This is a genomic window from Deltaproteobacteria bacterium (assembly GCA_016208165.1).
In the GTDB taxonomy this organism is placed as follows: Bacteria; Desulfobacterota; Desulfarculia; order JACQYL01; family JACQYL01; genus JACQYL01.
In genome coordinates, this window is the sequence record JACQYL010000004.1 from 1 (window position 1) to 25,685 (window position 25,685).

The 25,685-nt window shown below is 54.7% G+C and carries 23 protein-coding genes; 12 read left to right on the top strand and 11 right to left on the bottom strand.

The features are described from left to right. The coding region (locus tag HY788_00830) for a site-2 protease family protein (GenBank protein MBI4772720.1) at positions 1–604 on the top strand (604 nt) is incomplete at its 5' end. Positions 605–753: 149 nt separating this feature from the next. Here the strand turns inward: HY788_00830 and HY788_00835 are convergent. The 8 genes from HY788_00835 to HY788_00870 form a co-directional block, all read right to left on the bottom strand. Continuing rightward, positions 754–1,170, bottom strand: a complete 417-nt coding sequence (locus HY788_00835; protein ID MBI4772721.1) for a MerR family transcriptional regulator — start codon at positions 1,168–1,170, stop codon at positions 754–756. Positions 1,171–1,522: 352 nt separating this feature from the next. After that, the gene (gene lpxA / locus HY788_00840) at positions 1,523–2,299 is read right to left on the bottom strand and encodes an acyl-ACP--UDP-N-acetylglucosamine O-acyltransferase (GenBank protein ID MBI4772722.1); all 777 of its coding nucleotides are present in this window, start codon (positions 2,297–2,299) and stop codon (positions 1,523–1,525) included. Positions 2,300–2,862: 563 nt separating this feature from the next. Further along, on the bottom strand, positions 2,863–3,309 hold the full coding sequence (locus tag HY788_00845) for a MucR family transcriptional regulator (GenBank protein MBI4772723.1): 447 nt from the start codon (positions 3,307–3,309) through the stop codon (positions 2,863–2,865). 677 nt (positions 3,310–3,986) lie between these two features. Then, a complete protein-coding gene (locus HY788_00850; GenBank protein ID MBI4772724.1) occupies positions 3,987–4,880 on the bottom strand; it encodes a DUF1343 domain-containing protein in 894 nt (297 codons plus the stop codon). A 14-nt stretch (positions 4,881–4,894) separates the two neighbouring features. Next, a complete protein-coding gene (locus HY788_00855; protein MBI4772725.1) occupies positions 4,895–5,740 on the bottom strand; it encodes an ABC transporter permease in 846 nt (281 codons plus the stop codon). After that, entirely contained in the window at positions 5,740–6,717 is a 978-nt protein-coding gene (locus HY788_00860; GenBank protein ID MBI4772726.1) for an ABC transporter permease, read from the bottom strand. The genes HY788_00855 and HY788_00860 overlap by 1 nt, the downstream gene beginning before the upstream one ends. Before the next feature lie 3 nt (positions 6,718–6,720). Then, the gene (locus tag HY788_00865) at positions 6,721–8,406 is read right to left on the bottom strand and encodes a peptide-binding protein (GenBank protein ID MBI4772727.1); all 1,686 of its coding nucleotides are present in this window, start codon (positions 8,404–8,406) and stop codon (positions 6,721–6,723) included. 272 nt (positions 8,407–8,678) lie between these two features. After that, positions 8,679–10,724 carry a hypothetical protein gene (locus tag HY788_00870; GenBank protein ID MBI4772728.1) on the bottom strand — a complete coding sequence of 682 codons (2,046 nt, stop codon included), beginning with the start codon at positions 10,722–10,724 and terminating at the stop codon, positions 8,679–8,681. 257 nt (positions 10,725–10,981) lie between these two features. On the opposite strand from HY788_00870, the gene HY788_00875 reads away from it, so the two are divergent. The 4 genes from HY788_00875 (at position 10,982) to HY788_00890 (ending at position 16,334) form a co-directional block, all read left to right on the top strand. Further along, positions 10,982–12,553 carry a long-chain-fatty-acid--CoA ligase gene (locus tag HY788_00875; GenBank protein MBI4772729.1) on the top strand — a complete coding sequence of 524 codons (1,572 nt, stop codon included), beginning with the start codon at positions 10,982–10,984 and terminating at the stop codon, positions 12,551–12,553. Positions 12,554–12,722: 169 nt separating this feature from the next. Then, on the top strand, positions 12,723–13,244 hold the full coding sequence (locus HY788_00880; protein ID MBI4772730.1) for a GNAT family N-acetyltransferase: 522 nt from the start codon (positions 12,723–12,725) through the stop codon (positions 13,242–13,244). Positions 13,245–13,455: 211 nt separating this feature from the next. After that, positions 13,456–14,916 carry a B12-binding domain-containing radical SAM protein gene (locus HY788_00885; protein ID MBI4772731.1) on the top strand — a complete coding sequence of 487 codons (1,461 nt, stop codon included), beginning with the start codon at positions 13,456–13,458 and terminating at the stop codon, positions 14,914–14,916. Positions 14,917–15,080: 164 nt separating this feature from the next. Next, complete coding sequence (locus HY788_00890; GenBank protein ID MBI4772732.1) at positions 15,081–16,334, top strand: GAF domain-containing sensor histidine kinase; 1,254 nt, start codon at positions 15,081–15,083, stop codon at positions 16,332–16,334. Between the two features lie 66 nt (positions 16,335–16,400). On the opposite strand, the gene HY788_00895 is transcribed toward HY788_00890, so the two are convergent. The 3 genes from HY788_00895 to HY788_00905 form a co-directional block, all read right to left on the bottom strand. Further along, positions 16,401–16,823, bottom strand: coding sequence for a HEPN domain-containing protein (locus HY788_00895; protein ID MBI4772733.1), 423 nt, complete (start codon positions 16,821–16,823; stop codon positions 16,401–16,403). Next, positions 16,807–17,133, bottom strand: a complete 327-nt coding sequence (locus HY788_00900; GenBank protein MBI4772734.1) for a nucleotidyltransferase domain-containing protein — start codon at positions 17,131–17,133, stop codon at positions 16,807–16,809. The genes HY788_00895 and HY788_00900 overlap by 17 nt, the downstream gene beginning before the upstream one ends. Positions 17,134–17,252: 119 nt before the next feature. Further along, a complete protein-coding gene (locus HY788_00905) occupies positions 17,253–17,567 on the bottom strand; it encodes a nucleotidyltransferase domain-containing protein (protein ID MBI4772735.1) in 315 nt (104 codons plus the stop codon). A 315-nt stretch (positions 17,568–17,882) separates the two neighbouring features. Between HY788_00905 and HY788_00910 the strand changes: the two genes are divergently transcribed. From HY788_00910 to HY788_00940, 7 genes are all read left to right on the top strand, one after another. Then, on the top strand, positions 17,883–19,172 hold the full coding sequence (locus HY788_00910) for an ABC transporter substrate-binding protein (GenBank protein ID MBI4772736.1): 1,290 nt from the start codon (positions 17,883–17,885) through the stop codon (positions 19,170–19,172). Then, a complete protein-coding gene (locus HY788_00915) occupies positions 19,172–20,041 on the top strand; it encodes a branched-chain amino acid ABC transporter permease (GenBank protein MBI4772737.1) in 870 nt (289 codons plus the stop codon). Before HY788_00910 ends, HY788_00915 begins: the two co-directional genes overlap by 1 nt. Next, entirely contained in the window at positions 20,038–21,084 is a 1,047-nt protein-coding gene (locus HY788_00920) for a branched-chain amino acid ABC transporter permease (GenBank protein ID MBI4772738.1), read from the top strand. Before HY788_00915 ends, HY788_00920 begins: the two co-directional genes overlap by 4 nt. A gap of 2 nt (positions 21,085–21,086) precedes the next feature. Then, a complete protein-coding gene (locus HY788_00925) occupies positions 21,087–21,815 on the top strand; it encodes an ABC transporter ATP-binding protein (protein MBI4772739.1) in 729 nt (242 codons plus the stop codon). After that, positions 21,799–22,503 (top strand): ABC transporter ATP-binding protein, encoded by a 705-nt coding sequence (locus HY788_00930; GenBank protein ID MBI4772740.1) that lies wholly within the window; start codon positions 21,799–21,801, stop codon positions 22,501–22,503. Before HY788_00925 ends, HY788_00930 begins: the two co-directional genes overlap by 17 nt. Positions 22,504–22,993: 490 nt before the next feature. Next, positions 22,994–23,713, top strand: coding sequence for a hypothetical protein (locus HY788_00935; protein ID MBI4772741.1), 720 nt, complete (start codon positions 22,994–22,996; stop codon positions 23,711–23,713). 169 nt (positions 23,714–23,882) lie between these two features. Beyond that, complete coding sequence (locus HY788_00940) at positions 23,883–25,685, top strand: SPASM domain-containing protein (GenBank protein MBI4772742.1); 1,803 nt, start codon at positions 23,883–23,885, stop codon at positions 25,683–25,685.

Consider the following 25,685-nt stretch of genomic DNA (forward strand, 5'->3'; position numbering starts at 1 on the left):
CGCTATAACAGTCCATGAATATGCGCACGGAAGAGTTGCCTACCTGTTCGGGGATCCAACGGCAAAGATGATGGGCCGATTGACGTTCAACCCGTTCTCCCATCTGGACCCCATGGGAGCCATCTACTTTCTCCTGGTCGGATTCGGGTGGGCCAAACCCGTTCCCATAGAGCCTCGTTACTTCAAGAACCCCAGACGCGATCAGGTTCTTGTATCATTGGCCGGTCCTTCCGCAAACTTCGCAACGGCCATTATCTGTGGAATCGTATTGAGGAATTTCTTTTGGGAGAACCAGCAATTTCTTATGGTGTTCTCTCAGATGGTGGTGTTGAACCTGGCGTTTGCCCTGTTCAATTTGCTTCCGATCCCGCCCTTGGATGGGAGCCACGTTGTGGAAGGTATGTTGCCCCTGAGGCAGGCATATCAATACAGACGTTGGTCAAGATACGGTCCCATGGTGCTTTTGGGAATCCTTGTGTTTGATAATCTCACCCGTGCAGGAATCCTGAATGCCATTTTAGGTACACCCGTAATAGTTCTTTCTTACTATCTGGGTGGGGGAGCCGTTATCGCCGGACTTCATCTTCTAAGCCTGCTGCATTGACGGGACACACCCGAGGGGGTCCTTTGAGCATGGTCTTTCAGGAAAGGCGATCGAAGGTTTGAGAAGGGCGGACCCGAGGGCGATATCCTACGGGCTGTTGGCGAAATCGGCGAACGGCCCCCGCAACGGAAGCCGTCCGCCTCGTAGGTTCAAGATTGAAATCGATTGTCCCGATTGTGTTCCAGGACATACTCTTTCTTGAATTCGCGATTCATGAATACGGCGCATCGCTCACAGGGACCCGGACACAGCGTCTCTTGTTTCTCACGCACACTCCAACACGGCACATGCGGATTTTTGTACGCCGGGCAATCCTCGCGAGTGTCGCAGTCGAACACGTTCCAGCACGGGGCCATAACCAGGAGGTTTTTCAGCCCGGTGAGCGTGAAACCCCGCTGGTGGATCAAGTCGTGTATTCTTCGGACCTGAAGCACCTCGAAATCCGTGTACAGCCGATTGTTGGTGTGAGGGTGACGCTTGGGTTTGATGAACCCTTCTTTCTCGTATTCTCGAATGCGCTTTTGGGAGAGATTGACCTCCCTGCTAACCTCGTTGATCAGATACACAACATACCTCCCCTGGATAGAAATGATTACGAAAAGAACAACGCGTGCTTCAGGCTACGGCCGCTTCTCCTTCGAAGGGCGAAACCGCCCCGTTTGTGCTACCCATCTGAAACGTGAACCATTTCTTGGCCGTGACGCGTATGGATTTCTAGCCGGTATATAGTCTATACCCGCTTGGGTGTAGATGTCAATCATTGGAGATAAAAAAAGCCCCCGATCTCATACAAGATCGGGGGCCATATGAAGAAGGGGAGATAGGGAAGCAGAGTTTTGTTTTGCTCTGCATTAAAATAGACCCGAGATGGAAAGAAACGTTTAGCGTTCGTCTCAAAAAAATTATTTCCAGTCTCGTTCACTTCTTTCCAAAAGCCACCCCCCGCTCCGAAGACCTCATAAATTCAAGCAGATGCTGCACGTCAGGTGTTTGAGGGACCGTTGCCTCCACCTCCTCGAGGGCCGTCGACAACCTCTTCCCCGAACGAAACACTATGCTGAAACTCTTTTTGAGCGATCGAATCCGCTCCTCGGAGAACCCGGCCCTCTGGAGCCCCACCAGATTCAGCGCTCGCACGGTATGCACGCCGTCCACTATACAGAACGGAGGTACATCCTTGCTCGTCCTGGCGGCTCCCCTCATCAGCGAATGTCGTCCGACCCGGCAGAACTGATGGACCAGACACAAGGAACTGAGCATAGCGCTATCTTGCACCTCCACATGCCCCGCCAACGACGAATTGTTCACCATAATCACATGATTTCCAACAGAGCAGTTGTGCGCCACGTGCGCGTTCACCATAAAGAAATTGTGATCCCCAATCGTCGTTACGCTTTCCGGTTTGGTGCCCCGATGCACCGTGGCATGCTCACGAAAAATATTGTGGTCTCCGATGCGAACATAGCTTCTTTCCCCTTCAAAGGAGAGGTCCTGAGGAAGGTCTCCGATCACGGCGCCCGTGTGGATCGTGTTGTAAGAGCCCATGGTTGTGTACGATTTGATATGCGCTCCCGCCATGATGCGGCAATGGTCGCCAATGACGACGTGGTCCTCGATCACGGCATACGGACCGACTTCAACGTCGGAGCCAAGCGAGCTTTCCTCGTGAATAACAGCCGTAGGATGTACCTTCATTACGATCTCCACATAGAAAACACGTTTTCTTCTCTACATCATCCGCCGACAACGTTGTCGGTGAAATCCAGTCCACGGTTTGCCGCGTCCCCTGCGCCGGGCCATGGATCGCCGGGATCTCCAAAAGATCGAAACGCACCGGCATCGGCCATGACACCGTGAACGAGGCGAAAAATCCCTGAATAAGAAGCCTTTAGGGACTTCCACCGTTTCTGTCAACACCATTTCAGGAAAGCTCGGCGCTCGCCCGGCCAGTCACAGCTCAAGCGTGTTCGTCAATCAGGGTATCCGCGCTATGGTCGTCCGAATGGGCGTTTCGAGGTGAGAGCCTTTACACGTAAAAAAAGAATGGGGCGCGTCCCGTTCACACACAGGACACGCCCCACGATTCAAACTGGTAGTCGCCTCGGACGCAAGCGCTTTCGGCAAACCGAAAAGAATATGACGGTCGGAAACAGCTGGAGAGAACCGGGGCTCATTGCGAACACATCCGTTCCGCTCTCCCCGGAAATCTCATGAAACGGACCGTAAGCTCGAAACAGCGCTATGACCGTGGCTAGGTGTTATTTCTTTCCCGCCTTCTTGGCGCGAGCCTTCTTCAGCATTTCGCCCAGGCCCCGTTCTTTGGCCCATCTTTTCCTTTTTGCCGTCAACGACTTAGCGGCCAACGGCTGATTCAAAGGAATCCCCCATTTTTTCTTATATTCCTTGGTGGTCAATCCGAACTGACTTAGATGTCTATTGGTGATTACTTTGAACTCTTGACCGTTTTCAAGGCTGATCACTTTGTTTCTCTGGACGGACTTCAGGGGGTCCTTCCTGTACATCTCTAACTCACTGGCTTCCTCTGGCTCAACCAGCTCTCTCTTGCCGCTCTCGAGATCCTGTATGCTCTTGAGTGTTGAAAACGTTTTGTGAAGCGCGCTTTCAATTTCTTCTGGAGACATCTTGCCCACGCCGGCTTGCGCTTGGACAATCTCGACAGCCATTTCAGTCAATGTTTTGGCCATAAGTTATCCTCCCGATTATTACTATATTATAACTTTATTATAAGTTGGATTGGATATTTGTCAAGAATTAAGTTCAGAAGAAAAATAGGTGAACACTACCAATCCCTGTAACAACGCGAATCAAGAAAACATAGCGGCGCTTCATCCTCTTTCAAGGAACGAAACGGTTCTATCAAGAAAGATAATCTCTGAGTTCCTCCTTGAAAATCAAGAACAGGCCTTGTCAAAACATCCTCCCGAAACCTTTCGTCTGAACCAAATGTCCATTACCTTCAATTCGAATATCCTCTAAAAGAGGAGGATTTCGAACTCTTGGACCTATAACGAAAAATTTCACTAAAGCATCGGTTTTGAATGATCAGGGCCACAAAGGATCATTTTCTATCGATTGAGTGTCAAAACGTCGTACGATGTCTTTAATCAAAAACGCGTGTTGATCCATTCAACCGGATCGAGCGATCGTTTTATCCATGCGATGCAATTTCGAGGAAGAGATCGAGAGGCGCCGGAGGGAGATGGCGGTGCTTTTCGCTATCTTTCTTACTTGCGTAGAGAGCGTGTCTCAATCACACGAAATGCGCTCCGCCTCTTTCGGATCAGCGGCCCCGATCGGCATTCGCCGCAATCTTCGCAGAACTCAGGTTTTGTTACCCCGGGCGTTTTGAACAGGGACGGAATCACTCGTACAACAGAAACGGCTTTCGGTCCTCCCGGAACCGGGAAAGCTCCTCTTCCCAGGTTTTCCTTTCGTTGGCCAGATCCGCCCCCTGTTCCAGATTCAGGCGCAGCGTGCGGCTCCCGAGGATCAGGTCGATCGGCATTCGCCGGTATTCGTATTCATAAGGAGGAGCTTTCCATTCGAAACCGTCGGGATAAAGGTCCATCACGTCCTGCAACAGGCACAGGCTCACGTAATAGATGTCCAACAAATCCGCATCGACCACGTGCAAATGAAAACCGTGACACGTCTCGCCCGCCCATTTGCTGAACGTGGGCTCGAATGCGATTTCACGAAGGACTACGCCCGGTATGTCCCGCGCCAAAAACCGTTCCTTCAGTTCGGTCGCCCGGATGTAAGGCGCGCCGAACATTTCAAAAGGTCTCGTGGTTCCTCGTCCTTCGGATACATTGGTCCCTTCCCAAATGACCTGCCCCGGGATCCTCTTCCCGTCCCTCCGGCACGCCATCATGCAAAGCGCCATGGTATATATAAACGTGTACACCCGGGTTCCCACGTCTTGAAGGTCCACCACCAGTACTTCGATGTCTTTCAACATTTCCGGGCTGGGTGCACGATTCTCTCCATAGAGCGAGTTGACGGGCAGACCGGTTGACGAATCTTCGTAACTCGAAGATACGATCATATTGTCCTGCTTTTCGCCTCGAAAACCGTGCTGGGGTGAAAACAGGCACTTCAGTGTTTTCGGATACCGTTGGGAAAGCAGGTCCTTGGTGTGAACAAGATGGCGGTCCACGGAGGCCTGGTTCGCCAAAATCCCGAACGGACTCTTTTCCAGATCGAGAGCGCCGCGATCGAGAAGAACTTCCACGCCGATGCGAAACTCCTCAATGGATGCAACCACCGTTAATTCCTCATTTTGGGGTTCAAAGCAGCCTGAATGCCTTCCCCCAGAAGGTTGAACCCCAGAACACTCACTAAGATGGCCAACCCCGGATAAAGAGACAGCCACCAGGCGATCTGCAAATTGTCCTTACCCTCTGTGAGAATGTTCCCCCAGCTCGGAGTGGGAGGCTGAACTCCAATGCCCAGGAAGCTCAAAGCGCTTTCCGTCAGAATGGCCCCCGCCACTCCCAACGTCGCTGAAACCACCACGGGGGCCCATGCGTTTCGCAGAATGTGAAAAAAGATGATCCTCATGTCTCCCGCGCCGGCCGCCCTCGCCGCAAGTACGAACTCCCTCTCTCTAAGGCTGAGAAATTCGGCGCGAACCAGACGGGCCACCCCCATCCATCCCGTAAGCCCGATCACGGCCATGATGTTCCAGATACTGGGTTCCAAAAAAGCGATCACGGCCAGGATCAGGAAAAAGGAGGGAAAGCACAGCATGACGTCCACGAACCGCATAATCACCACATCGACCCACCCGCGGTAAAACCCGGCCAACGCTCCCAAGACGATTCCGATGAGAGTGGCAATGCCAACCGCTACGAAACCCACTTTCAACGAAATCTGGGAACCATAGATCATCCGGCTCAACAAGTCCCGGCCCAATTGATCCGTGCCGAAAGGATGTTCCGGGGACGGGGGACTCAAAATCAGTTTCACGTTGATGACCTCGGGATCATGGGGAGCCAGGACTGGAGCCGCCAAAGACACGACGAAGAGAAAAAGCACCACCAGACTTCCGACCAGCGCAAGCCTGTTGGCTCGAAAACGGCGCCAGTTTTCCGACAGAAGCGTGTCCCGCATCACTTTCCCGTCCTGATTCTGGGATCCACCACGGCGTACGAGACGTCCGCCAGCAGGTTGCCGACCAGCGTCAGCACGGCTCCTATTACGAGAGAACCCATGATCACCGGATAATCCCGAGCCATCACGCTCTGGTAAAAGAGTTGCCCCATGCCGGGTATGGCGAATATGGATTCGAAGATAACGCTCCCTCCGATCAATCCGGGCACGGACAATCCGAGAACGGTAATCACCGGCATTAGAGCGTTCCTCAACGCGTGCTTCAGGATCACGCGCATTTCGCTGAGTCCCTTGGCTCGGGCCGTGGTGATGTAATCCTGACCGATCACCTCCAGCATGTTGAACCGCATGTAGCGAGAAAAACCGGCCAAACCGCCGAAGGCCGAAATGAGCACCGGCAGGATCAGGTGTTTAGTCCGATCCCATAGCCAGGCCGGGTCGCTCATCTGATCGGCGTTGTAGGACGAGATGCCGCTGATGGGTAACCAGCCCAGGTGAACGCCGAAAAACAGCATGCACAACAGGGCCAGCCAGAAAGTCGGCGTGGCGAACCCGATGAATACGAAAACCGTCGTGGATTTGTCAAAAAGGCTGTTCGGCCGAACGGCGGAAACAATCCCTATGGGTACGGCCACAGCCAGGATCAGCGCCAGGCTCAGTACGTTGATAAGAATCGTGATAGGCAACCGCTCGAGGATTTTGTCCGCTACGGGCCGCCCGTCCGGAGAAAACGAGCGCCCGAAGTCCAGCCGCAGCATCCGGGAAAGCCAGAGGAAGTATTGAACGTGAAGGGGCTGATCCAGGCCGTAGAGCTTCTCGAGGCGGGCGCGCGCCTCGGGGGAAGCCTTGGGATTCATCTCGGTTTGCAGATCCACCGGCGAGCCCGGAGCCAGATGAATCACCACGAACGAAATCAAAGTGATCCCGATGAGAAGCGGGATCATGGATGCTAATCGTTTGAGTAAATAGACCCACATGTCCTAGAACGCGATCTTGTACTTCTGTTGGTCGGCGGGTACGTACCACTTTATCCTGTTGTACGCAATGCCGAGTGGCGCCGGCTCGATTCCTCGGATACGGCTGCTGACGGCGACCAGAGCCTGAGGCACGTACAGAAACGTATAGGGCTGATCCTCGGCGAGGATCTCCTGGATCTTATACAAGCATTCCTTACGCACTTCCCGATCGAACGTATACCGGCTTTTCTCGATCAGCCGATCCACTTCTTCGTTCCGGTACGAGACAAAATTCAGCTCGCTCGGACGGGTCTTACTGGAATGCCATACGTCAAACAGGTCCGGATCCGGGGGAATGGTCCATCCCAGGATGACGGCTTCAAACTTCTTCTTGTCAATGAACTCCTTCAGAAACGCAGCCCATTCGACCGTTCGGACCTGCACTTCGATGCCGATGGCTTTCAGGCTGAACTGGATGATAACCCCGGTCTTCTGCCGGCTTTCGTTCCCCTGGTTCGTGAGGATGGTAAAACGAAAAGGCTCCCCGTCCTTGTCCAGCAGGCCGTCGCCGTCCGTGTCCTCCCAGCCGGCTTCACGCAGCAGTTCTTTGGCCCGTTCCGGGTTGTACGCATACGGCTTGACGTCGGGGTTGTAAGGCCAGGTACCCGGTTTGAAGGGTCCCGAAGCCGCCTCGCCCAGTCCCAGCAGCACACCGTCAATGAGTTCCTGTTTGTTTACGGCGTACGATATGGCCTGGCGGACGCGTTTATCTTTGAATTTTGAATCCTCGAGATTGTATCCAAGGTAGGTATAGGCAGAAGCCAGGTAGCTGTATTTATTAAACCTTTTTTTCCACTGATCACTGACGGTCTGGCGGGTGTATTGAATGGGCGTCAACCCCATGAGATCGATTCCCCCGGCCTCGAGCTCGAGAAACATCGTGGCCGAATCCGGAATGATCCGGGTTTTGGACTCGGAAATATAGGGCCGTCCCTCGAAATAGTTCGGATTCGCCCGCAGCACGATTTCCCGTCCGGTAATCCATCGCTCGAACAGGTAGGGTCCCGTGCCCACGGGATCGCGAACCAGGGGGCTCTGCGTTATGTCCTTACCCTCGAGCAGATGTTTGGGCGCCACCCCCATGCCCCAACTGGCCAGCGCCGGAGCGAACGGCCGTTTATACGTCACCCGCATGGTATACGAGTCGATCAGCTCCGCCTTCTGAACCTGTAGAAAATCATCGGCATAGGCTGTGGGCGTTTTTGGATCGATCATCACCTTGTACGTAAACAGGGCGTCCTCGGCTGTAAAGGGACTCCCGTCGTGCCATTTCACACCTTTGCGCAAGTGAAAATCGATCACCGTGCCGTCTTCGGAAATGTTCCACTTTTCGGCCAGATCTCCGACCAGATTGATATCCTTGTCGTATTTCACAAGGCCGTTATACACCAGACCCGCGATGGCGTGGGAGGACGAGTCCGAACTCAACATGGGAATCAGGTTGGACGCATCTCCTATGGAGCCTTCGACCAGGGCGTCACCATAAGCGGGCTCCCCCACGGCTTTCGCAGGTTCCGGAGGCGATGACTCCTGCGTCGCCGGATTCTGGACCGAGGGCTCGGATGCCTCTTCTTTCTGACCGCAGGACAAAAAGATCAGGACCACGAGAGCCGGCAGGACCAGGCGCGCGATCCGGTAGCGAATGTTCATGAGACGCTCCTTTCGTGAGTCGGTATGATAGAAGAACCTGCGGGAGAATACAAGGAAAGACCGTCGAGACTACCCGGCAACACTAAGCAGGGACACAATAGAGAAGGCAGGGGCGACTGATTCGTCATCCCTGCGGTGCTCCATTCTCAATCTTCGTCGCTGTCCGGTAGGACCGCAATATAGGCAAGGGGTTGAAACCCGCCCCTGGGGTTCCCTGTGGGGGGGCTTTCCATGGTTTCCCTCAGAACCTGCTCTATTCTTGCGCCTCGACATTATTGCCCGGACACGGCCTTGGGGGCGGCGTGCACGCGGTTGAGGAGATACGTATCGGCCGGACCGGATGGAGGCGTGACCACGGCGTTGTATGCACCCGAACCCGAGGGTGTCATCACGAGCCCGTACCCCGCGTTTGCCAGGTCGTTCGGCGCCGATATGCCGTTCGAGTAGTCTGAATCCAGGAACACGGACCATTCGAGAGCATTGGGGGTAAACAGAAACAGGGCGGACCCTGCCGCATAGGTTTGTACATAGACGTTCATGCTCTGGTCCTGCTTGTATATGCCGTCTCCGAGCGAAGAGTTCTGGAGACCCTGGAACACGCGTTTGAGCACCCACGAAGCGGAACCGCCCTGACCGTACGTGAGGATCGCCAGCGCTTCGCCGTTGTCCGGGAAGCTCATGCTGAGTTTGTCACCCTGGTTTGCGAGGTCCGGCATACCGGTAATGCCGTCGGACCAATCCGGATCGAGAAACACGTACCAATGCTCCAGGTCAGGGGTCAGAATAACGAGTATTTCCCCCGTGGCGTAGGTCTGAACATAGGCGTTTATGGTCTGTTTAGTATCCTTGTAGATCCCGTCCATGTCCGATACGACAGGGCCGCTGCCCGGTGTGACCGTGACCGAAACCGGGGCCGTGTCAAAAAGGCCTCCCTTGTCCGTAACGGTCAACAGAAACGTAAGCACAGCCCCCTCGGACCCCGTCTGGGGAGCTGTAAAAGACGCCTGGACCGTATTCGCATTGGACAGAGACACCTGGGGACCGCCCGTTTGCATCCATGCGTAGGAGTCGATGCCGTCGTCGGAATCCGATGAGCCCGTGCCGTCCAGCACGACCATTGCTCCTTCGTTGACCGTTTGATTGGGTCCTGCGTCGGCCACGGGAGCCGTGTTCTGGCTGGAATCCGCCACCGTCACCACGACCGAGTCCGATGACAGAAGCCCTGCCTGATCCTCGACGGTGAGCTCGAACGTCAGCGTGGCTCCTCCCGCACCCACTTCAGGCGCCGTGAAGGAGGCTTGAGCGCTCGAAGCGCCGGTAAGACCGGCGGCCGGGCCCCCCGTCTGCACCCATGAATACGACTTGATCCCATCGTCGGGGTCCGATGAAGCCGAACCGTCCAGCACCACCGCGCTTCCCTCCTGCACGATCCGGTCGGCTCCGGCTCGGGCCGTGGGAGGCTGGTTCTCACCCGCGGGATAGACGGTCACCACCGTTGTGTCGGCATCCGAAAACCCTCCGCCATCCGTAACCGTGAGCTGGAACGTCAGCGTGGAACTCGTTCCCGACACGTCCGGCGCTGTGAATGTGACCTGATCACTCGATGGGTTGATCAGGTTTACGGTGGGGCCGTTCAGTTGCACCCAGGAATAGGTCTCGATGCCGTCGTCAGGATCCGATGAATCCGAACCGTTCAGAGTAACTGTGCCCCCTTCCTGCACCGACTGGTTGCCTCCCGCATTGGCCGTGGGACCTATATTCGCCGCGGAAGCGCTCAATGTGGCGCCCTGCACCGAGTTCACGGTCAGCGCTCCTCCGGAGGTATCGGTTACTTTCACTTCAGCCGGGTTCAGTTGACCGTTGTCCCGGTTTTGAACCGTGAACGAGACCGTGGCGAGGACTCCGTTGCCGCTGGGTCCCGCACCGCCGCCAAGGGTGAACGCGCCGTACTCCAGCTTTCCGGCGCTGTTGTCGATATTGAGGCCCAAAACCATCGTGCTTCTGCCCGTGCTTCCCAGCAAGGGTCCCAGGGTCACGCTGTTTGCGTCCGATATCCGCACCACGGACGGATCGTAGAGAATGTTGAATTCGAAGGCTCCTAGATCCGACACATCCTCGATGGCCACCTCGACGTCGAACGAAGCGCCCGAAGCCGGCAAATCCACGGCGGCCGGACTGAGTTTCACGGTAAGCGCATACGCAGGCATGGATGACGCCACGGCGAGCATCGCCAGGACCCATACGGAGCCCCAAAACAGGGTTGGAATTCGACCCTGTTTCACATCACGGGATGGAAAACGCAGAGGAGACAAACGCATCTCTCGCTCCCTGATTCATAGGCCGACGCCGGCCCGCGGAATAACTTCAATTCGGAAGTATTCGTAAGGAGTTATATCGTGCCGTAATTATACCATCCATTCAAGAGCGTGGCAACCGCGCGCAGCAAGCCTTTTCTTTACCCTTTGCAGCCTTTCTGCTATACACCCGGAAAAGAAACGGTGAGTCGAACGGTCGAGTTCACCTCGGGGACCGTCCGGAACAACACATCGAGACAAGCGGAAGGGGCGCGAAGCGAATGAACATACCTTTCATCCTGGAAAAAGCGTTGAATCTTTACGAACACAAGGAAGCGGTGGTGTGTCGCGATCAACGTTTCACTTACGGCGAATTCGCTAAGCGCGTTTATGCCCTGGCTCACTTCCTGTCTTCATTGGGTATACGTAAGCGGGACCGGGTCGCCATCCTGCACCCGAACGGCCACGAATTCCTGGAAAGCTACTTCGCGGCCGCACAACTCGGGGCCATCCTGAATCCGCTCAATTTCAGGTTGTCGCCCTCGGAACTGAGCTTCATTCTGAACGATTCGGACGCATCGGTCCTCATCTCGGCCCCCCGATATCACGAGCAAGTCCACGCGCTCCGGTCATTGGAAACGGTGCTGGAAAAGGTGGTCTGGACGGGCGGGAATACTCCGCCGACCGGTTTCGAAGCCTTCGATTACGAGGAAATCGTCCGCAGCAGCCCAACGGATCCCCCTTCCGTTCCGGACAGCACGGATGACGATGTGGTCCATCTCTATTACACGAGCGGAACCACGGGCCGGCCCAAAGGCGTCATGTTGTCCCACCGGAACGTCTGCACCCACGCCCTTTCCGCCATTGCGGAACTGAACCTGAACGATCGAGACAACTGGATTCACGTAGCGCCCTTGTTTCATCTGGCCGACGCCTGGGCCACGTTCGCCATAACGTGGGTGGGAGGCAAGCACGTGGTGGTCACGGACTTCGAACCGGTGGAAGTGCTTTCCGTGATGGAGCGCGAGCGCGTGACCATTACGAACATGGTGCCCACCATGCTCAACATCCTCGTCAATACTCCCGAGGTGAGCGGGTTCGATTTTTCCGGCCTTCGGGCCATATTGAGCGGCGGCGCGCCCATCGCCCCCGAAGTGGTCCGGAAAATCATGGCCACCTTCAAATGCGACTACGTACAGACTTACGGCATGACGGAAACCAGTCCGTACCTGACCCTGTCTCTTCTGAAAGAAAACCTGGTTCACCTCCCCGAAGAGGACAAGTTTAGATTCAAGGCCAAGACCGGCCGCCCGTTTATCGGTGTCCTCTTGCGTGTGGTTCGGGACGACGGAACGGACGTGAATCCCGACGATCGGGAAGTCGGTGAAATCATCGTCAAAGGAGACATTGTCACCAAGGGCTACTGGAACCGTCCGGAAGAGACCGCCAATGCTCTCAGGGACGGATGGCTGCATACGGGGGACCTTGCCGTCATCGACCGGGAAGGGTACGTGAACATCGTGGACCGCAAGAAGGACATGATCATCACGGGTGGGGAGAACGTGTATTCCGTGGAGGTGGAAAACGTTCTTTACATGCACCCGGACGTATTGGAGGCCGCGGTGATCGGAGTCCCGGATCCGAAATGGGGAGAAGCGGTAACCGCGGTGGTGGTGCCCAAACCAAACACCCAACCCTCGGAAGCGGATATCATCGATTTCTGCAAAGCGCGCATTGCCCATTATAAGTCGCCTAAAAGCGTGGTCTTTATTTCCGAGCTTCCCAAGACCGGCTCCGGAAAGATTTTCAAGAAAGGCATCAGGGAAACGGCAAGGGGTCAAGTCTGCTCTTGACTCTTGCTCAGGTATGCTACGAGGAATTCATAGTTGCAAGGCTAAATGCTGTAGGTTGGGTTAGCGAGCAAGGCGAGCGTAACCCAACGGGTATGATCGTATTTGTTGGGTTTCGTTCCTCAACCCAACCTACCCTTTGCGGGCGGAAAAACTGAAAGACAAGCCTCATATGAACGCGAACGGAATTGACCTTTATTTCGGGTACTTTCCGGGAGTCATCGGCAAGGTCACCGAACTTCATGCGGTTTACTACCACGAGCATTGGGGCTTCGATCTCTCCTTCGAGAGTCAGGTTGGGCTGGAACTGTCCGAATTTATGGCAAAATTCGATCCTGAAAGGGACGGTCTCTGGTCGGCTTTTAGTGATGGGGAATTTACCGGGGCCGTCGCCATAGACGGCCGGCCGGTTCAGGGCGAGGGCGCCCGCCTTCGATGGTTCATTGTACGGCCCGGCTTTCAGGGACAAGGAGTGGGTCGTTTGCTGATACGGCAGTGCGTGGACTTCTGCAGAAGCAAGGGTTATCCGAAAATCCATTTATGGACCTTCAAGGGTCTTGACGCCGCTCGTCGCCTGTACGAACGTAAAGGGTTCCGACTTTGTGTGGAACACGAAGTGGCTCAGTGGGGGACCCGGATCCGGGAGCAGAAGTTCGAGCTTGTATTGAAAGAAGAGGGAACTGGTTCGGGTTGAGCCATGAAACCCGACAAGTACGGCTCTTATGCCGGGCTTGGGTGGCGCCGGCGACTCGTTGTCCCCGTTGCAAAGCAACGAGTGGCTCTATCCTACGGGTGAAACCATACAGATATCCCGGTGCGCAGTGCGCACTTGACTATTGCGAGCATCCGGAACCCGCGAGGGCCTGATGCTCGACGAGGGGCTGAAACTTGGAGAACGTCACTGAATGAAAAAGCGGATTCTACTGTTTTACCCGTCTCTGTCCAAAGCCCTTCCTCCGAGACCGTTTTGGGAACCGCTGCAACTCCTGCATCTTTCGAGGATGTTTCGCGACACGCCATTCGATGTCGAAATCATTGACGGGCGCTTGCATCCGGATCCGTCGGATTTGCCCATTTCCGGAAGGGGCGAAGATGTTCTGTGCTGCGGCGTCACCGCCATGACGAGTTACCAGTTGATCCAGGGTTTGGAGTTCTCGAATTGGATAAAAGAACGCTTTCCCGGGATGCCCGTCGTTTGGGGGGGGTGGCATCCTACCCTGATGCCCGAACAGACTCTCTCGGAACCCTGCATAGATATCGTGGTTCGGGGACAGGGAGAAGTCACGTTCCTCGAGTTGTGCCGGGCCCTGGATGAAGACTCCGGCCTCGAGGACGTCCCGGGCCTCATGTACAAGGACGACGGCGCCCTGGTGGAAACGAACATCCGACCCCTGGCGGATCCCAATACCTTGCCTCCTGTGGACTTCGCCGATCTTCCGGACCTCGAACCGTACCAACTTCACGATGTGCTGTTCTACATGTCCAGTGTGGGATGCCCGTACCGCTGTTCCTACTGTTCCCTCAGCGCCTTTTCCCGGAGACGCTGGCTAGCCATGGACAGCGCCCGCGTGGTGACGGAGATATCGGATCTCCATCAGCGATACGGATTCGGGCGCCTTATTTTCTGGGACAACGTGTTCTTCGTGCAGCGGAAACGGGTGGAAGAGATCTGCCTTGGGTTCATCGATCGGAATGTGGGCGTCAAATGGTCCGCGCACGCCCGGATCAACGAGATCGCGTCATGGAGCGACGACTTCCTGGACACCCTCGCGAGATCGGGATGTGAAAGCTTGTATGTGGGGGTCGAATCGGGCAGTCAGTCCCTGCTGGACATCCTGCGAAAGGACATCAAGGCCGCCGATGTTCCCCTCGTGGTAGCCAAGTTGAAACGACACGGACTGAAAATGGCCGGCAATTGGATGATCGGTTTGAGGCATGAAACCGTTTCCGATGTAGCCCTGACCATTCAGCAGATTCACCGGGCCCTCGAAGCGTACGATTTTAAGCCCGACGCCATGGAGGTGTTTCTGTACCGCTTCGTCCCCATGCCCGGAACCGCCATGTACGACGAGTTGTCCCCGGAAGAAAAAGCCTCGATGCCGCAACGTCTCCCCGAGTGGGGCCGTTTTATCGTGGACACCATCGAAGACGGTTTGACCCCCTGGGACACGGACGACAACAGGGCACTGGCCGCCTCGTCCGCGTTTTACCTGTGGAACGGTTACCTGAGACGGGAGCCTGCCGTGGGCTGGAAGAGCCGGCTGCTCCGTTTTCTGTCCAGGATGAGAGTCCGGTGGGGGCTCCTTGGGGCGCCCTTTGAATGGCGACTGTGGCGCCGCAAGCACAGGGGTCAAGTCTGCTCTTGACTCTTGTTCCGCATTGCATTGAAGAATGATCTTCAATGCAATGCGCCCGTCCAGGACCAGGAGATTCCCAAGGAACAACGCCCCATGGCAAGCCTGGTTGAAAAAGCATCGGAGAGAGATGGCAAGAGTCAAGAGCAGACTTGACCCTATGCCGGGAACAGCAGATGACCACGCCTACCAAACAGATCGTGACCGTGCCCTTCGATGAATCGGGCCTCAAGGAACGAAATTTCGAGCTGTCAAGCCTGCTCGAGATGAGCAATTTTCTCTCGGCCACCTTGGAGCGCAAAGAGCTGCTCGATGGCGCCCTTTTGAGGGTCCTGAGCACCTTCGAATTGCCCGCGGGAAGAATCTATCTCAAAGACAAAGAAAGCGAAATCCTTCACCTGGAAGTGTTCAAGGGACTCGATCCGGGCGGCTTGGAGCGGATTCGGTTTGGGGAAGGGTTTACCGGACGGTCGGCCTTAACGAAATCGTTTCTCGCATTGCACGTGTCCGATCTCGAGGATCCGCAGAGGGTTCGGACCCTCACCGAGAAGGGTTTCGACACGATTCTATGCGTGCCCATGATCCTCTCGGGCCGTGTGGTGGGCGTCATGAATCTGGCCTCGTACCACGAGATCCCCCTGGATCAGAGGCGTATCGACCTGTTGATCTCCCTCAATAACCAGATCGCCATTGCCGTAGACCGCGCGGATTTGTACCGGGAACTCCAGCAGAAAATTCAAAGACTGGAAGAACTGAACGAGACCGTCACGCTTTTCGCGTATGCCGTGTCCCACGATCTCAAAAACCCGTCCCTCGCTACACACGGTCTGACCCGCTTGCTCAAGAAACGCTGCTATGACGTCCTGGATCAGAAAAGCCGGGAGTACTGCGATCAGATTCTTCGCGCTACGGAAAGCATTGTCACCCTTCTGGATGAACTCAACGCCTATGTGAAAGCCAAGGAAGCGCCGCTCAGAGACGAGCCTTTTCCCCTCGAGGATCTTCTGGACGAACTTCACAACGAATTCAGCCAGAGATTGGAAAAAGGAAACGTCTTGCTGAATCGGTCGACCTGCGTGGGAAACATCAAGGGGGACAAATCTCAATTCCTCCGGATGCTGAGGAATCTGATCGACAACGCCTTAAAATACGGCGGAAAAGGGCTGACCGAGATTTCCGTGACCCACGAAGAAAACGAAGACACGCATGTGCTTTACGTGCACGATAATGGAATCGGTATGGCTTCGAAGGATATCGAACACCTGTTCCGGCCCTTCCACCGGCTCGAGGCATCCAAGGACATCGAGGGCACGGGCCTTGGGTTGGCCATTGTCAAGGAACTGACCGAACGCCACGGAGGGACCGTTTCCGTGGAATCCGAACCGGGGAAAGGAGCCTCCTTTCGCATCTCCATTCCTAAACGCGACTGATGCTCAACCAACGTCGCATATCGGGACGATCCGTAGGGGCGAATAATCATTCGCCCCTGCACGAGTTTAAACGGGACCCCTTTCCAGCGCCGGATGCAATATAGAGCGAACGGTAACTCGTACCTTTCTCGCCATTAGTAAGGCGGCCTTGGCTTCGGCTTCCTCGACAGGATCCCAAGCTCCGGGATAACGAGCCTCGATGGAATAGCGGTTTAGGGGTTGCACATCCTCAAGGGAAAGCTCCACAGGCGTCGTGTCGCGCAGAAGATTGAAAAGCACGACAAGGTCATGCGTTCTGGGAAAGTCCACATTCCAATAGACCAAAAGCGCTTTTAGGTACTTTTCCGCACATTGCTGGCAATGATAGGCAACCGTATCAAAGGGGCAATTCCGGTCCATGGTGAGCACAAATTCGGCATTTCGAAAATCGTTATCCGCCTTTTCAACCCAGCGTCGAACTTCGGCGATGATCTCAGGCGGCGCGCTCATAGATCACCTTTCCTTCACGGTCGGCCTGACGCCCAACGGTGCCGACGATTCTTTTCTGCCGTTCGTATTGATCGGGGGTCAGAACCAGAAAGTCCATGGGCATCTTGCGATCCGCCATCAGCAGATCGATTTCATTTGCCATCTGCCTTGTCGATCCCTCTACATCCATGACAATCAACAGATCGAGATCACTGTCCGGACCGGGCCGACCACCGGCATACGAGCCAAAAAGAATGATGCGGTAGGGCTGGAATCTGGAAACGATGCGGTGTTTCACCACATCAATGATGTCTTGGATCCCGCTCTGCATAGATCACCCTCAACTTCTATTCCGCATTTCTTATTCGACGCTTGTCCTGGGTCTCGTCCTGCCTGTCCTGTCGGATGAACGTCGCGGCGTCGTGAATGTCGTCCAAAAATTTAAATGTCTTAGGCTGCATATAGGAGTGCGCGCGTCCGATTGACTTCGCGAATCAGCAATGGATGTTTTAGCGCGGACGCGATCACCAAATCTACGGGGCGCTGAAAGAGCCTCTCAAGAGCGCTTTTTAAATCGAAATAGTTCTTCAGCCATGGGCCGAGTTGGTACCCCGCCTTAAACTCGACCAGGAAATCCAGATCGCTGGTCTTGCCGTCAAAGCAGTCGTCTGTGGCCGCCGAACCGAACACTTCCAGCCGCCGCACGCCGTAGGCTCGGCAAAGCTCCCGCAAACCCTCCTGCTTTTCGCTGAGAAGCTGAATCATTGGAACCTCAAAGTTCCCTCATTCTGCCGGATCGCATGTCAAAAAGGTAACGAATCATGAATGAGATACCACCATGGCCACCCACTTTCAACAATGAACGGAAGAGTGTTCACTGTTTTCAATTCCCCTTGACACTGCAAGCCCGTTTGATCTAGAACCCATGGATAAAGTCCTTTCCATCTTCGGGTGACGAGCGTTACCACCTTTCATCATTTATCCTGTTCTCATAAAACGACCCGGCGGGGCCGGAACGAAAGTTCGCGTGTTTCTCTGATCAGGCATTTCTGCTCTCACGATAAAACCAGGGAGGAAAAAATGAACATGCAACACGGAGAGTGCACAGGAATGGATCGCAGGACGTTCCTCAAGGTTTCGGGCGCCGTCGGGCTGGGTGTTGCCGCCGGCGGCTTCGGGGCGCCCAAGTTGCTCCGGGCCGAACCCGAACCGGTGAAGATCGGTTCCGTCCAGCCGGTCACCGGACCCCTCGCGGTCATCGGGCAGGGACAACGAAGGGGGAACCAGGTGGCCGTGGATTTCATCAATTCCAAAGGAGGGATCAAGTCCCTCGGAGGCGCCAAACTGGAGCTGATCCTGGGCGACAGTGAAAGCAAACCCGAGGTCGGCCGTTCGGAAGCCGACCGGTTGGCGCAAGAAGGAGTCACGGCCCTCATAGGAGCTTTTCTGAGCGGCGTGTCCATGGCGATCGCAACCTTGGCGGAACAACGTCAGGTCCCGTTTCTCATGGACGTGACCGCCCTGGACGACATCACACAAAAAGGGTACAAATACACCTTCCGTATTTTTCCCACAGTCTCCAATTTTGGTGAAGGCTCGGTCAACTTTATCCGGCAGATCCTCGATGAGACGGGCGCGAAACCCAAGCGCGCCGTAGTCACCAACACGGGGGATGCGTTCGGCACGGGTCAGGGAGCCAATTTCATCCAGTACTTCCAGAAATCGGGCCTTCCTGTGGAAATCGTGGACCACATTACGTACCCCTTGGGCATCCACGATCTTTCGGCCGAGGTGGCCAAGATCAAGGCCGCAAAGCCGGATCTCCTGTTCCCCGTATGCCGGCCCGGCGATTCCATTATTCTTACCCGGGAACTCTATAAGCAGAAGGCGCCTCTGATGGGTATCATCAGTCCTGGAAGTCCGGGCTGGTACGAACCCAAGGTCATCAAAGACCTCGATAAACTGGTCTATTACGTGATGGACAACGTGCCCTGGGTAAATCCCCAAAGCGCGGCCTACAAGGAAGCCAACCGGCAATTCACCGAAAAACATCCCGATTCCTATCTGGACACCAATTCCGGATTCGCCTACACCGGTATTCTGGTGCTGGCCGACGCCTTGGAAAGAGCCGGATCCACCGAGCCGGATAAGCTGGTCGAAGCGCTCAAAGCGACCAATTTCAAGGACCATCCCATGGTGGGAGACGCCATCACCTTCAAGGAAAACGGCGACAACGCCAATGCGACAACGGCCATGGTGCAGGTGCTGCCCGACCCCGATGCGCTCAAACGGGTCAAGGTGGTGCTGCCCAAAAAATTCGCCGAAGCCGACTATGTGTTCCCGGCGCCCCAACTCTGGGAACGGGGTTGATGAACACGGATCTCGCCGTGCAGCTCTTCATTCAGGGAATCCTCATGGGCGGTATATACGGTCTTATCGCCCTGGGGCTTTCCCTGATTTTCGGTGTAATGGGAGTGATCAATTTCGCTCATGGCCCCATGATGGTCATGGGCATGTACCTTTCCTACTGGATCTTCATACTGCTCGGACTCGACCCCTACGTTTCTCTGCTGCTGGTTGCGGCCGCCCTATTTGTATTGGGGTACGCCATCCAGTCCACGGTGGTGAACCGCATCCTGGATTATCCCGAGGCGATGCAGGTGCTGCCTCTGGTGGCCATGGGACTCATCCTCGAGAATACGGCCTTGCTGCTGTGGGGACCGGATCACAGAAGCCCGGATACGGCCCTCGGTTTGAAGACCATCTGGATCGGAGACGCGGTCATCGATGTTTCGCGCCTCATGGCCTTCGGACTTTCAGTCGTGATCACCCTGCTGATCGTTCTGTTTCTGAAAAGGACCCACATGGGGAAGTGCATTCGCGCCGCCGCGGACAACCGGACCGGCTCGATCCTGGTGGGCATTAACGTGGATCGCATCAACAATCTTTCCTTTGGATTGGGGGCCGCCACCACGGGCGCCGCGGGCGCCCTGCTGCTGCCGCTGATGCCGCTGTCTCCGCATTTGGGTCACGACTTCACGCTCACCGCCTTTATCGTGGTGATCCTCGGCGGGCTGGGAAGCCTGGTGGGCGCGATGGTCGGCGGCCTGGTCCTGGGCGTGGCGGAATCCATGGCCACGCTGTTTCTGCCTGCCACGCTCAAGCAGGTGGTGAGTTTCGGTATTCTGATCGTCATCATGCTGCTCAGGCCCCAGGGGATTTTCGGGGGCAACAAATGACCCGGCTTTACGCTTTTCTGGGCCTGCTTCTGGCCATACTCCTGGCCCTTCCGCTAGTTTTGGATAAATACGTTCTGGGCATTTTCGTGATGATCTTCTTCTATGCCTACCTGGGTCAGGCCTGGAACGTGCTGACGGGTTACACGGGCCATATTTCCCTCGGACACGCCTTATACGTGGGTATAGGGGCGTACACGTCCACCTATCTGGCGCAGACTTGCGGCTTGAGCCCCTGGATCGGCATGTTCGTCGGCGGGCTTCTGGCTGTGATCGTATCCTTGTTTCTGGGGTACCTCGGCTTCCGCTTTGGTCTGAGAGGCGTCTACTTCGTCATTCTGACGATCGCGTTCGCGGAGATCGCCCGTCTGATCGTGTCTCATGTGAAGGCTCTCGGGTCCTTCTCCGGCGTCTTTCTAGACTTCAATCCGTCTTTCGTACACTTTCAATTCAGAGGAAATGTCCCCTACTACTACATCGCATTGGGATTCATGATCGCTTCGGTGGCGGCCGTTCGCTGGATTGAAACCTCGAAGTTGGGTAAGTGCATGATCGCCATCCGAGAAGACGAGCAAGCGGCCCAGGCCGTTGGCGTAAACTCCTTTAAATACGGCATGTACGCCATCGCCGTCAGCGCGTTCATGACGTCCCTGGCCGGAACCTTTTATGCCAACTACATCTTCTACTTGCACCCCGATGCGCTGCTGGGCATGTCCCTCAGTATCGAACTCATTCTGCGCCCCATTGTCGGAGGACTCGGGACCCTGTTCGGCCCCATCGTCGGTTCTTTCCTGTTGACGCCCCTGTCGGAGATCACCAGGGTCTATTTTTCCAAAGGCGGCCTGGAAGGACTGCATCTGATCCTGTACGGAATACTATCCATACTCGTGGTCCTGTTCATGCCTAAAGGCGTTATGTCGTACGTGAGAAGGCTGTTCGGCGGCATCCTGAAATTGGACACACACAAAACGAACAGCGGTTCGAACGCGCCCGTCATACCTCGGAAGGGTGCAACACCTCCTTCCGCTGAAAGGGAACAGCCGTGAGTATCCTCGGCGCCCAAAATTTGACCAAAAGCTTTGGCGGGCTGCTGGCGGTTTCGAGTCTCTCCTTTCAACTGAAGCCGGGCGAAATACTGGGACTGATCGGCCCCAACGGCGCCGGAAAGACCACGGTTTTCAATCTATTGACCGGGTTTATGCCCCCGGATGCCGGAACCGTGCATCTCGAGGGAGACCCCATTCTGGGTCTGAAGCCCCACGACATCTGCCGGCGCGGTCTCGTGCGTACGTTCCAGATCGTACGGCCCTTTCTGAACATTTCGGTGCTTGACAACGTACTGGTGGGGGCCCTGGCGCGAATCGGCTCGGTGTCCCAGGCCCGGGCCCGGGCCCGATCCATCATCGACTTCGTGGGCCTGGGCGAAGTGACGCATCTCGAGGCCCAGAGTCTGCCCCTGCCGCTCAGAAAGCGGCTCGAACTGGCCAGAGCGCTTGCCACGAAGCCCAAAGTGCTCCTTCTGGACGAGGTGATGGCCGGACTGAATCCCACGGAGGTCGATGAACTCATCGATCTGATCCTTCAGGTCAACCGATCGGGCGTCTCCATTCTCCTCATCGAGCATGTGATGCGCGGGGTCATGGCCCTGTCTCAACGTGTCATCGTGATCAACTATGGTGAGATGATCGCCGAAGGTTCTCCGGATGAAATCGTGAAGAACCCAACGGTGATCGAGGCGTATTTAGGGAAGGAGTTTGTGGTTGCTGAACGTGCGTGAGATCAATGTGTTCTATGGCGACCTGCCGGCGCTCCGCAATGTCAGCCTCGAGGTGCGCCAGGGGGAAACCGTTTCCGTGATCGGGTCCAACGGCGCGGGGAAGTCCACCACGCTGCGCGCCATCTCCGGCATCAGGCGACCCCGAACCGGGAAGATCGAGTTCAATGAAATTGAGATTACCCGTTCGTCCACTTCAGCCATTGTGGAGAGCGGCATCAGTCATGTGCCCGAGGGGCGGCAGCTCTTCCCCAACATGACCGTTCTCGAAAACCTCGAGATGGGCACCCAGTTTCCGCGCACGAAAAAAGCCACACTCGAAACACTGGAACAGGTATTCGGCTTCTTCCCGAGGTTGAAGGAACGCCTCGAGCAGAAGGCCGGCACCTTGAGCGGCGGCGAGCAGCAGATGCTCGCCATCGGCCGGGGACTGATGTCCGGACCCTCACTCATGATGCTGGACGAGCCTTCATTAGGCCTTGCGCCCTTGCTCGTAAGCACCATCTTCGAGATCGTACGCGAAATCCATCGGCATGGAACGTCGATTCTCCTCATCGAGCAGAACGTGTTTCACGCTCTTTCCCTTTCGGCCAGAGGCTATGTTCTGGAAAACGGGGAAATAGCCCTCAGCGGAGCCGCCCAGGAGCTCCTGGATAACCCGCATATCCGAAAAACCTACCTGGGCCTGTGATAGGCCCTCGCGTACTGAGACTCTGTCGCTACTCCAGAAACGTCCTTCCGGACGAGCGCAGTGAGATCCGGAATCCGGAAAAATCGATTGAATACAGGCGATTCCGGATCGAGCCTCAGGCGACGTTTTACTGGGCTTGGCCGGGAGGACGAACCTCGCACGGTCACCACCGCCGGAGGACGGACACATCGGTTGTCACTGTTTTGCCATGTAAACGTGTTGACATCCCGCACAGCTCGGGGATAGCCTAGAGGCGTATTCTTACCTTGCTCTAGAAATAGAGCCGGCCCACCTAATCGGGTTTTCTGTAAGAAGAGACGGAGAAGTGTGTCTTCTCCACTCCGGCAACGTTGAATGTCCGGGTTTGCAGGGAACCTTTGTCTGAAGAATGCCTTTTCTCTGGCGTTTACCGGTTGATGCGTACTTCCATTCGGTCCCGTCCGGGCCTGCATGTGGAATGAACCGGCCGTGTATCTCAGTGAGCAATCGTATGATTCAAGCCGACGACATCAGATCTCTGTTTTCCAACGTCGAGTTGCTTGATCGAGAGCGGCACTACCTCGATACACAGGCCATCCGATTGTCGTATGTGGTAAACCTGGTCCAGGAGTTTTGCAATCAGCATACCGTTCACAAGATACTCGACGTAGGCCCTCACTTTCTGACGAGATGTGTAAAGGAATTCATTATGCCGGAGGTATCGGTTTCGACACTGGGATACGAATATCCAAAGCTGATGCCCTTAGATCTGGTCGATGAACACGTTCGATACAATCTTGTGGACAGTATAGACAATAAACCGGTCGTTTTTAACAAGGCTCCCTTCGATCTGATACTTTTTTGTGAAACAATCGAGCACATATACATCTCCCCAAATCATGTACTGAGCCTGTTGGTAGCCTTGTTGAAAAAGCCTGAAGGTGGTCTTTTGATACAAACGCCCAATGCCGTATCATTGAATAAGCGACTGATGATGCTTCGAGGGTTGAATCCCTTCGAATTACTTCGAGAGGATTTTGAATTCAAAGGCCATATTCGGGAGTATACCATGGGTGAGCTCGTGAATTATGGGCTAAACGTGGGTCTTTCCGTATGGAGGAAAGCATTTTGCAGCTATTGGCCGCACCTTTGCACAAACGCAATCGAGCGGTCTATGCAGACACTCCTCCCACCCTTAAGACCGGGTCTGACCGTTTTTTTTCGCTCATGAAATTGGTCGCAATAGACGAACCATCTTTTCAAGGCCCGTGCCGTTACAAGACGCCACGCCGAACGATCGTTCGGACAACGGGGACCCCGAAGGTGGAGAACCAAGCAATGACATGGTGGCCGTGAGCAATTCTTCCACCAAATGTCAAGTGGCAAGGTGTTAAAGGATTATGACCAAGGAATCAGCATACGAAGGTTACCTCGACGGGTTGAAAGATAGGACGTTGTATGGATGGTGTTATAAACCATCTGAACCGACCGTACCCGTGGCGGTTGATCTATTTGTCGACAATATGCTTGTTACCCGTGTTCCATCTTACGAGTATCGTGAAGATTTGCTGAAAGCCGGAAAAGGCGACGGAAGGCATTCCTTTCACTATGATATGTCTAATTGCGTACCCGACGATGATGCAATTCACATGATTAGCACTAGAGTATCGGGAACCGACGTCGAATTATCTGAAAGCCCCATCCTTGTGCGGAATTCCGATCAAATCTCCATAAGATGCTATTTCCCTTGGAATAATCTTTATATCGGAACATCCGGGCAGGTGCACACCTGTCAATGCCCCAGTTGGTTAGGGAGCCCCAATTACTCGATAGGCGATATAAAAAAACAGTCTTATGACCAGCTGTGGAACGGACCGAAAATACGTCGCTATCGTGAAGCTTTTATCAAAGATAATCATAAGAAATTCTGCCGGGAATCGATTTGTCCTTATTTAAACGGTACCGATCGGCAGATCCCGCCCGGCCTGGAGGTCATACGGGCCATCAATAATCGTCGGATGGAACTGGACTTTGGAGCTTCCGATTTGGTCTACGACGTTAATGATGGATGCAATCTGAGATGTATCATGTGTCGTAAGGATATCAAACCGGTTGACAAACAGGCGGTTCACGATGCAGTGGTTAACATTAGGGAAATTGCGCTGGCCGGCCATCTGCAAAGCATTACTGTTTCCGGTGCGGGAGAGGTGTTTTTGTTCGATGAATTTATCGATCTATTGCGCTCGGACTTCTTTTCTTCCCATGGAATTACCGTAAATTTGATCTCCAATCTAACTCTCTTTACGCCTAAGATATGGGATGAAATCAAACACAATAAAATTGTACTGTCGGTTTCCGTCGACGGAGCCACCAAACAAACCTATGAAAGCATCAGAAGAGGGTCAAAGTGGGAAAACGTCCATAAAAAACTAGTATATGTGGCTGATTTGCTGAATAAAGGCGAGATAGAGGTGGTTAACTTGGGTTGCGTTATCACTTCCAAGAATGCGCACGAAATCGACAAAGTGATTGAATTGGTCAAAGAATTGGGCTTCAATCTGATGTTCTTATCCCATCGGGGTCGACTTCCTACCAAATGGGATAATATTTTTGAATCGTGTGATATAGAGAAACTGGATATGGTTCATGACCTTATAGAAGGATGTGGTGGGTTTGATATAAACCGAATCAATCTGGGTTCATGTGGAATTCTAAAAGATAGAAAGTATCGACAGTTCAGCTACAGGATGGAGATGGCCGATTATCAGATGAGGATGTATGGCGATGTCGAAATGGCGAACCGGATTGTGCAGGAATGTGTTAACGATATAAATGACGGTGTCATTGAGGTTGACCAATCTCAACTCTCGGGTTATGCGAAATTTCTCGATACCCGAAGCTACTCCGGCAAATCCCCCGTGGCCGTGCTTAAAGACATCCACGCCAGGATACTCGCTGCCAATCGGGCCGAGGCTATGCCTCGTCGGATTTCGCATATCGTTGGAAACGACCGCGAGCAGCAACTTGGAAAAGAGGGGCATCAGGGGGAGTCCACCCACGACCGATCCGGCATGAAAGCGGGCGTGGTCCACCGGTTTATCCGAAGGACCTCGCTGGAAATTCTGCAAGCCGTTTTCACCTTCTCCCGCAAAGCCCTCTATGCGATTCGTCACGGGCTAAAGGATCGAGAAGATCATACCTGA

Bases quoted from the DNA above. Each gene is read 5' to 3' on its own strand.
- lpxA (MBI4772722.1), bottom strand. From the start codon at position 2,299: ATGAAGGTACATCCTACGGCTGTTATTCACGAGGAAAGCTCGCTTGGC.
- HY788_00845 (MBI4772723.1), bottom strand. From the start codon at position 3,309: ATGGCCAAAACATTGACTGAAATGGCTGTCGAGATTGTCCAAGCGCAA.
- HY788_00855 (MBI4772725.1), bottom strand. From the start codon at position 5,740: ATGCGGGACACGCTTCTGTCGGAAAACTGGCGCCGTTTTCGAGCCAAC.
- HY788_00860 (MBI4772726.1), bottom strand. From the start codon at position 6,717: ATGTGGGTCTATTTACTCAAACGATTAGCATCCATGATCCCGCTTCTC.
- HY788_00865 (MBI4772727.1), bottom strand. From the start codon at position 8,406: ATGAACATTCGCTACCGGATCGCGCGCCTGGTCCTGCCGGCTCTCGTG.
- HY788_00870 (MBI4772728.1), bottom strand. From the start codon at position 10,724: ATGCGTTTGTCTCCTCTGCGTTTTCCATCCCGTGATGTGAAACAGGGT.
- HY788_00875 (MBI4772729.1), top strand. From the start codon at position 10,982: ATGAACATACCTTTCATCCTGGAAAAAGCGTTGAATCTTTACGAACAC.
- HY788_00880 (MBI4772730.1), top strand. From the start codon at position 12,723: ATGAACGCGAACGGAATTGACCTTTATTTCGGGTACTTTCCGGGAGTC.
- HY788_00885 (MBI4772731.1), top strand. From the start codon at position 13,456: ATGAAAAAGCGGATTCTACTGTTTTACCCGTCTCTGTCCAAAGCCCTT.
- HY788_00890 (MBI4772732.1), top strand. From the start codon at position 15,081: ATGACCACGCCTACCAAACAGATCGTGACCGTGCCCTTCGATGAATCG.
- HY788_00895 (MBI4772733.1), bottom strand. From the start codon at position 16,823: ATGAGCGCGCCGCCTGAGATCATCGCCGAAGTTCGACGCTGGGTTGAA.
- HY788_00900 (MBI4772734.1), bottom strand. From the start codon at position 17,133: ATGCAGAGCGGGATCCAAGACATCATTGATGTGGTGAAACACCGCATC.
- HY788_00905 (MBI4772735.1), bottom strand. From the start codon at position 17,567: ATGATTCAGCTTCTCAGCGAAAAGCAGGAGGGTTTGCGGGAGCTTTGC.
- HY788_00910 (MBI4772736.1), top strand. From the start codon at position 17,883: ATGAACATGCAACACGGAGAGTGCACAGGAATGGATCGCAGGACGTTC.
- HY788_00915 (MBI4772737.1), top strand. From the start codon at position 19,172: ATGAACACGGATCTCGCCGTGCAGCTCTTCATTCAGGGAATCCTCATG.
- HY788_00920 (MBI4772738.1), top strand. From the start codon at position 20,038: ATGACCCGGCTTTACGCTTTTCTGGGCCTGCTTCTGGCCATACTCCTG.
- HY788_00935 (MBI4772741.1), top strand. From the start codon at position 22,994: ATGATTCAAGCCGACGACATCAGATCTCTGTTTTCCAACGTCGAGTTG.
- HY788_00940 (MBI4772742.1), top strand. From the start codon at position 23,883: ATGACCAAGGAATCAGCATACGAAGGTTACCTCGACGGGTTGAAAGAT.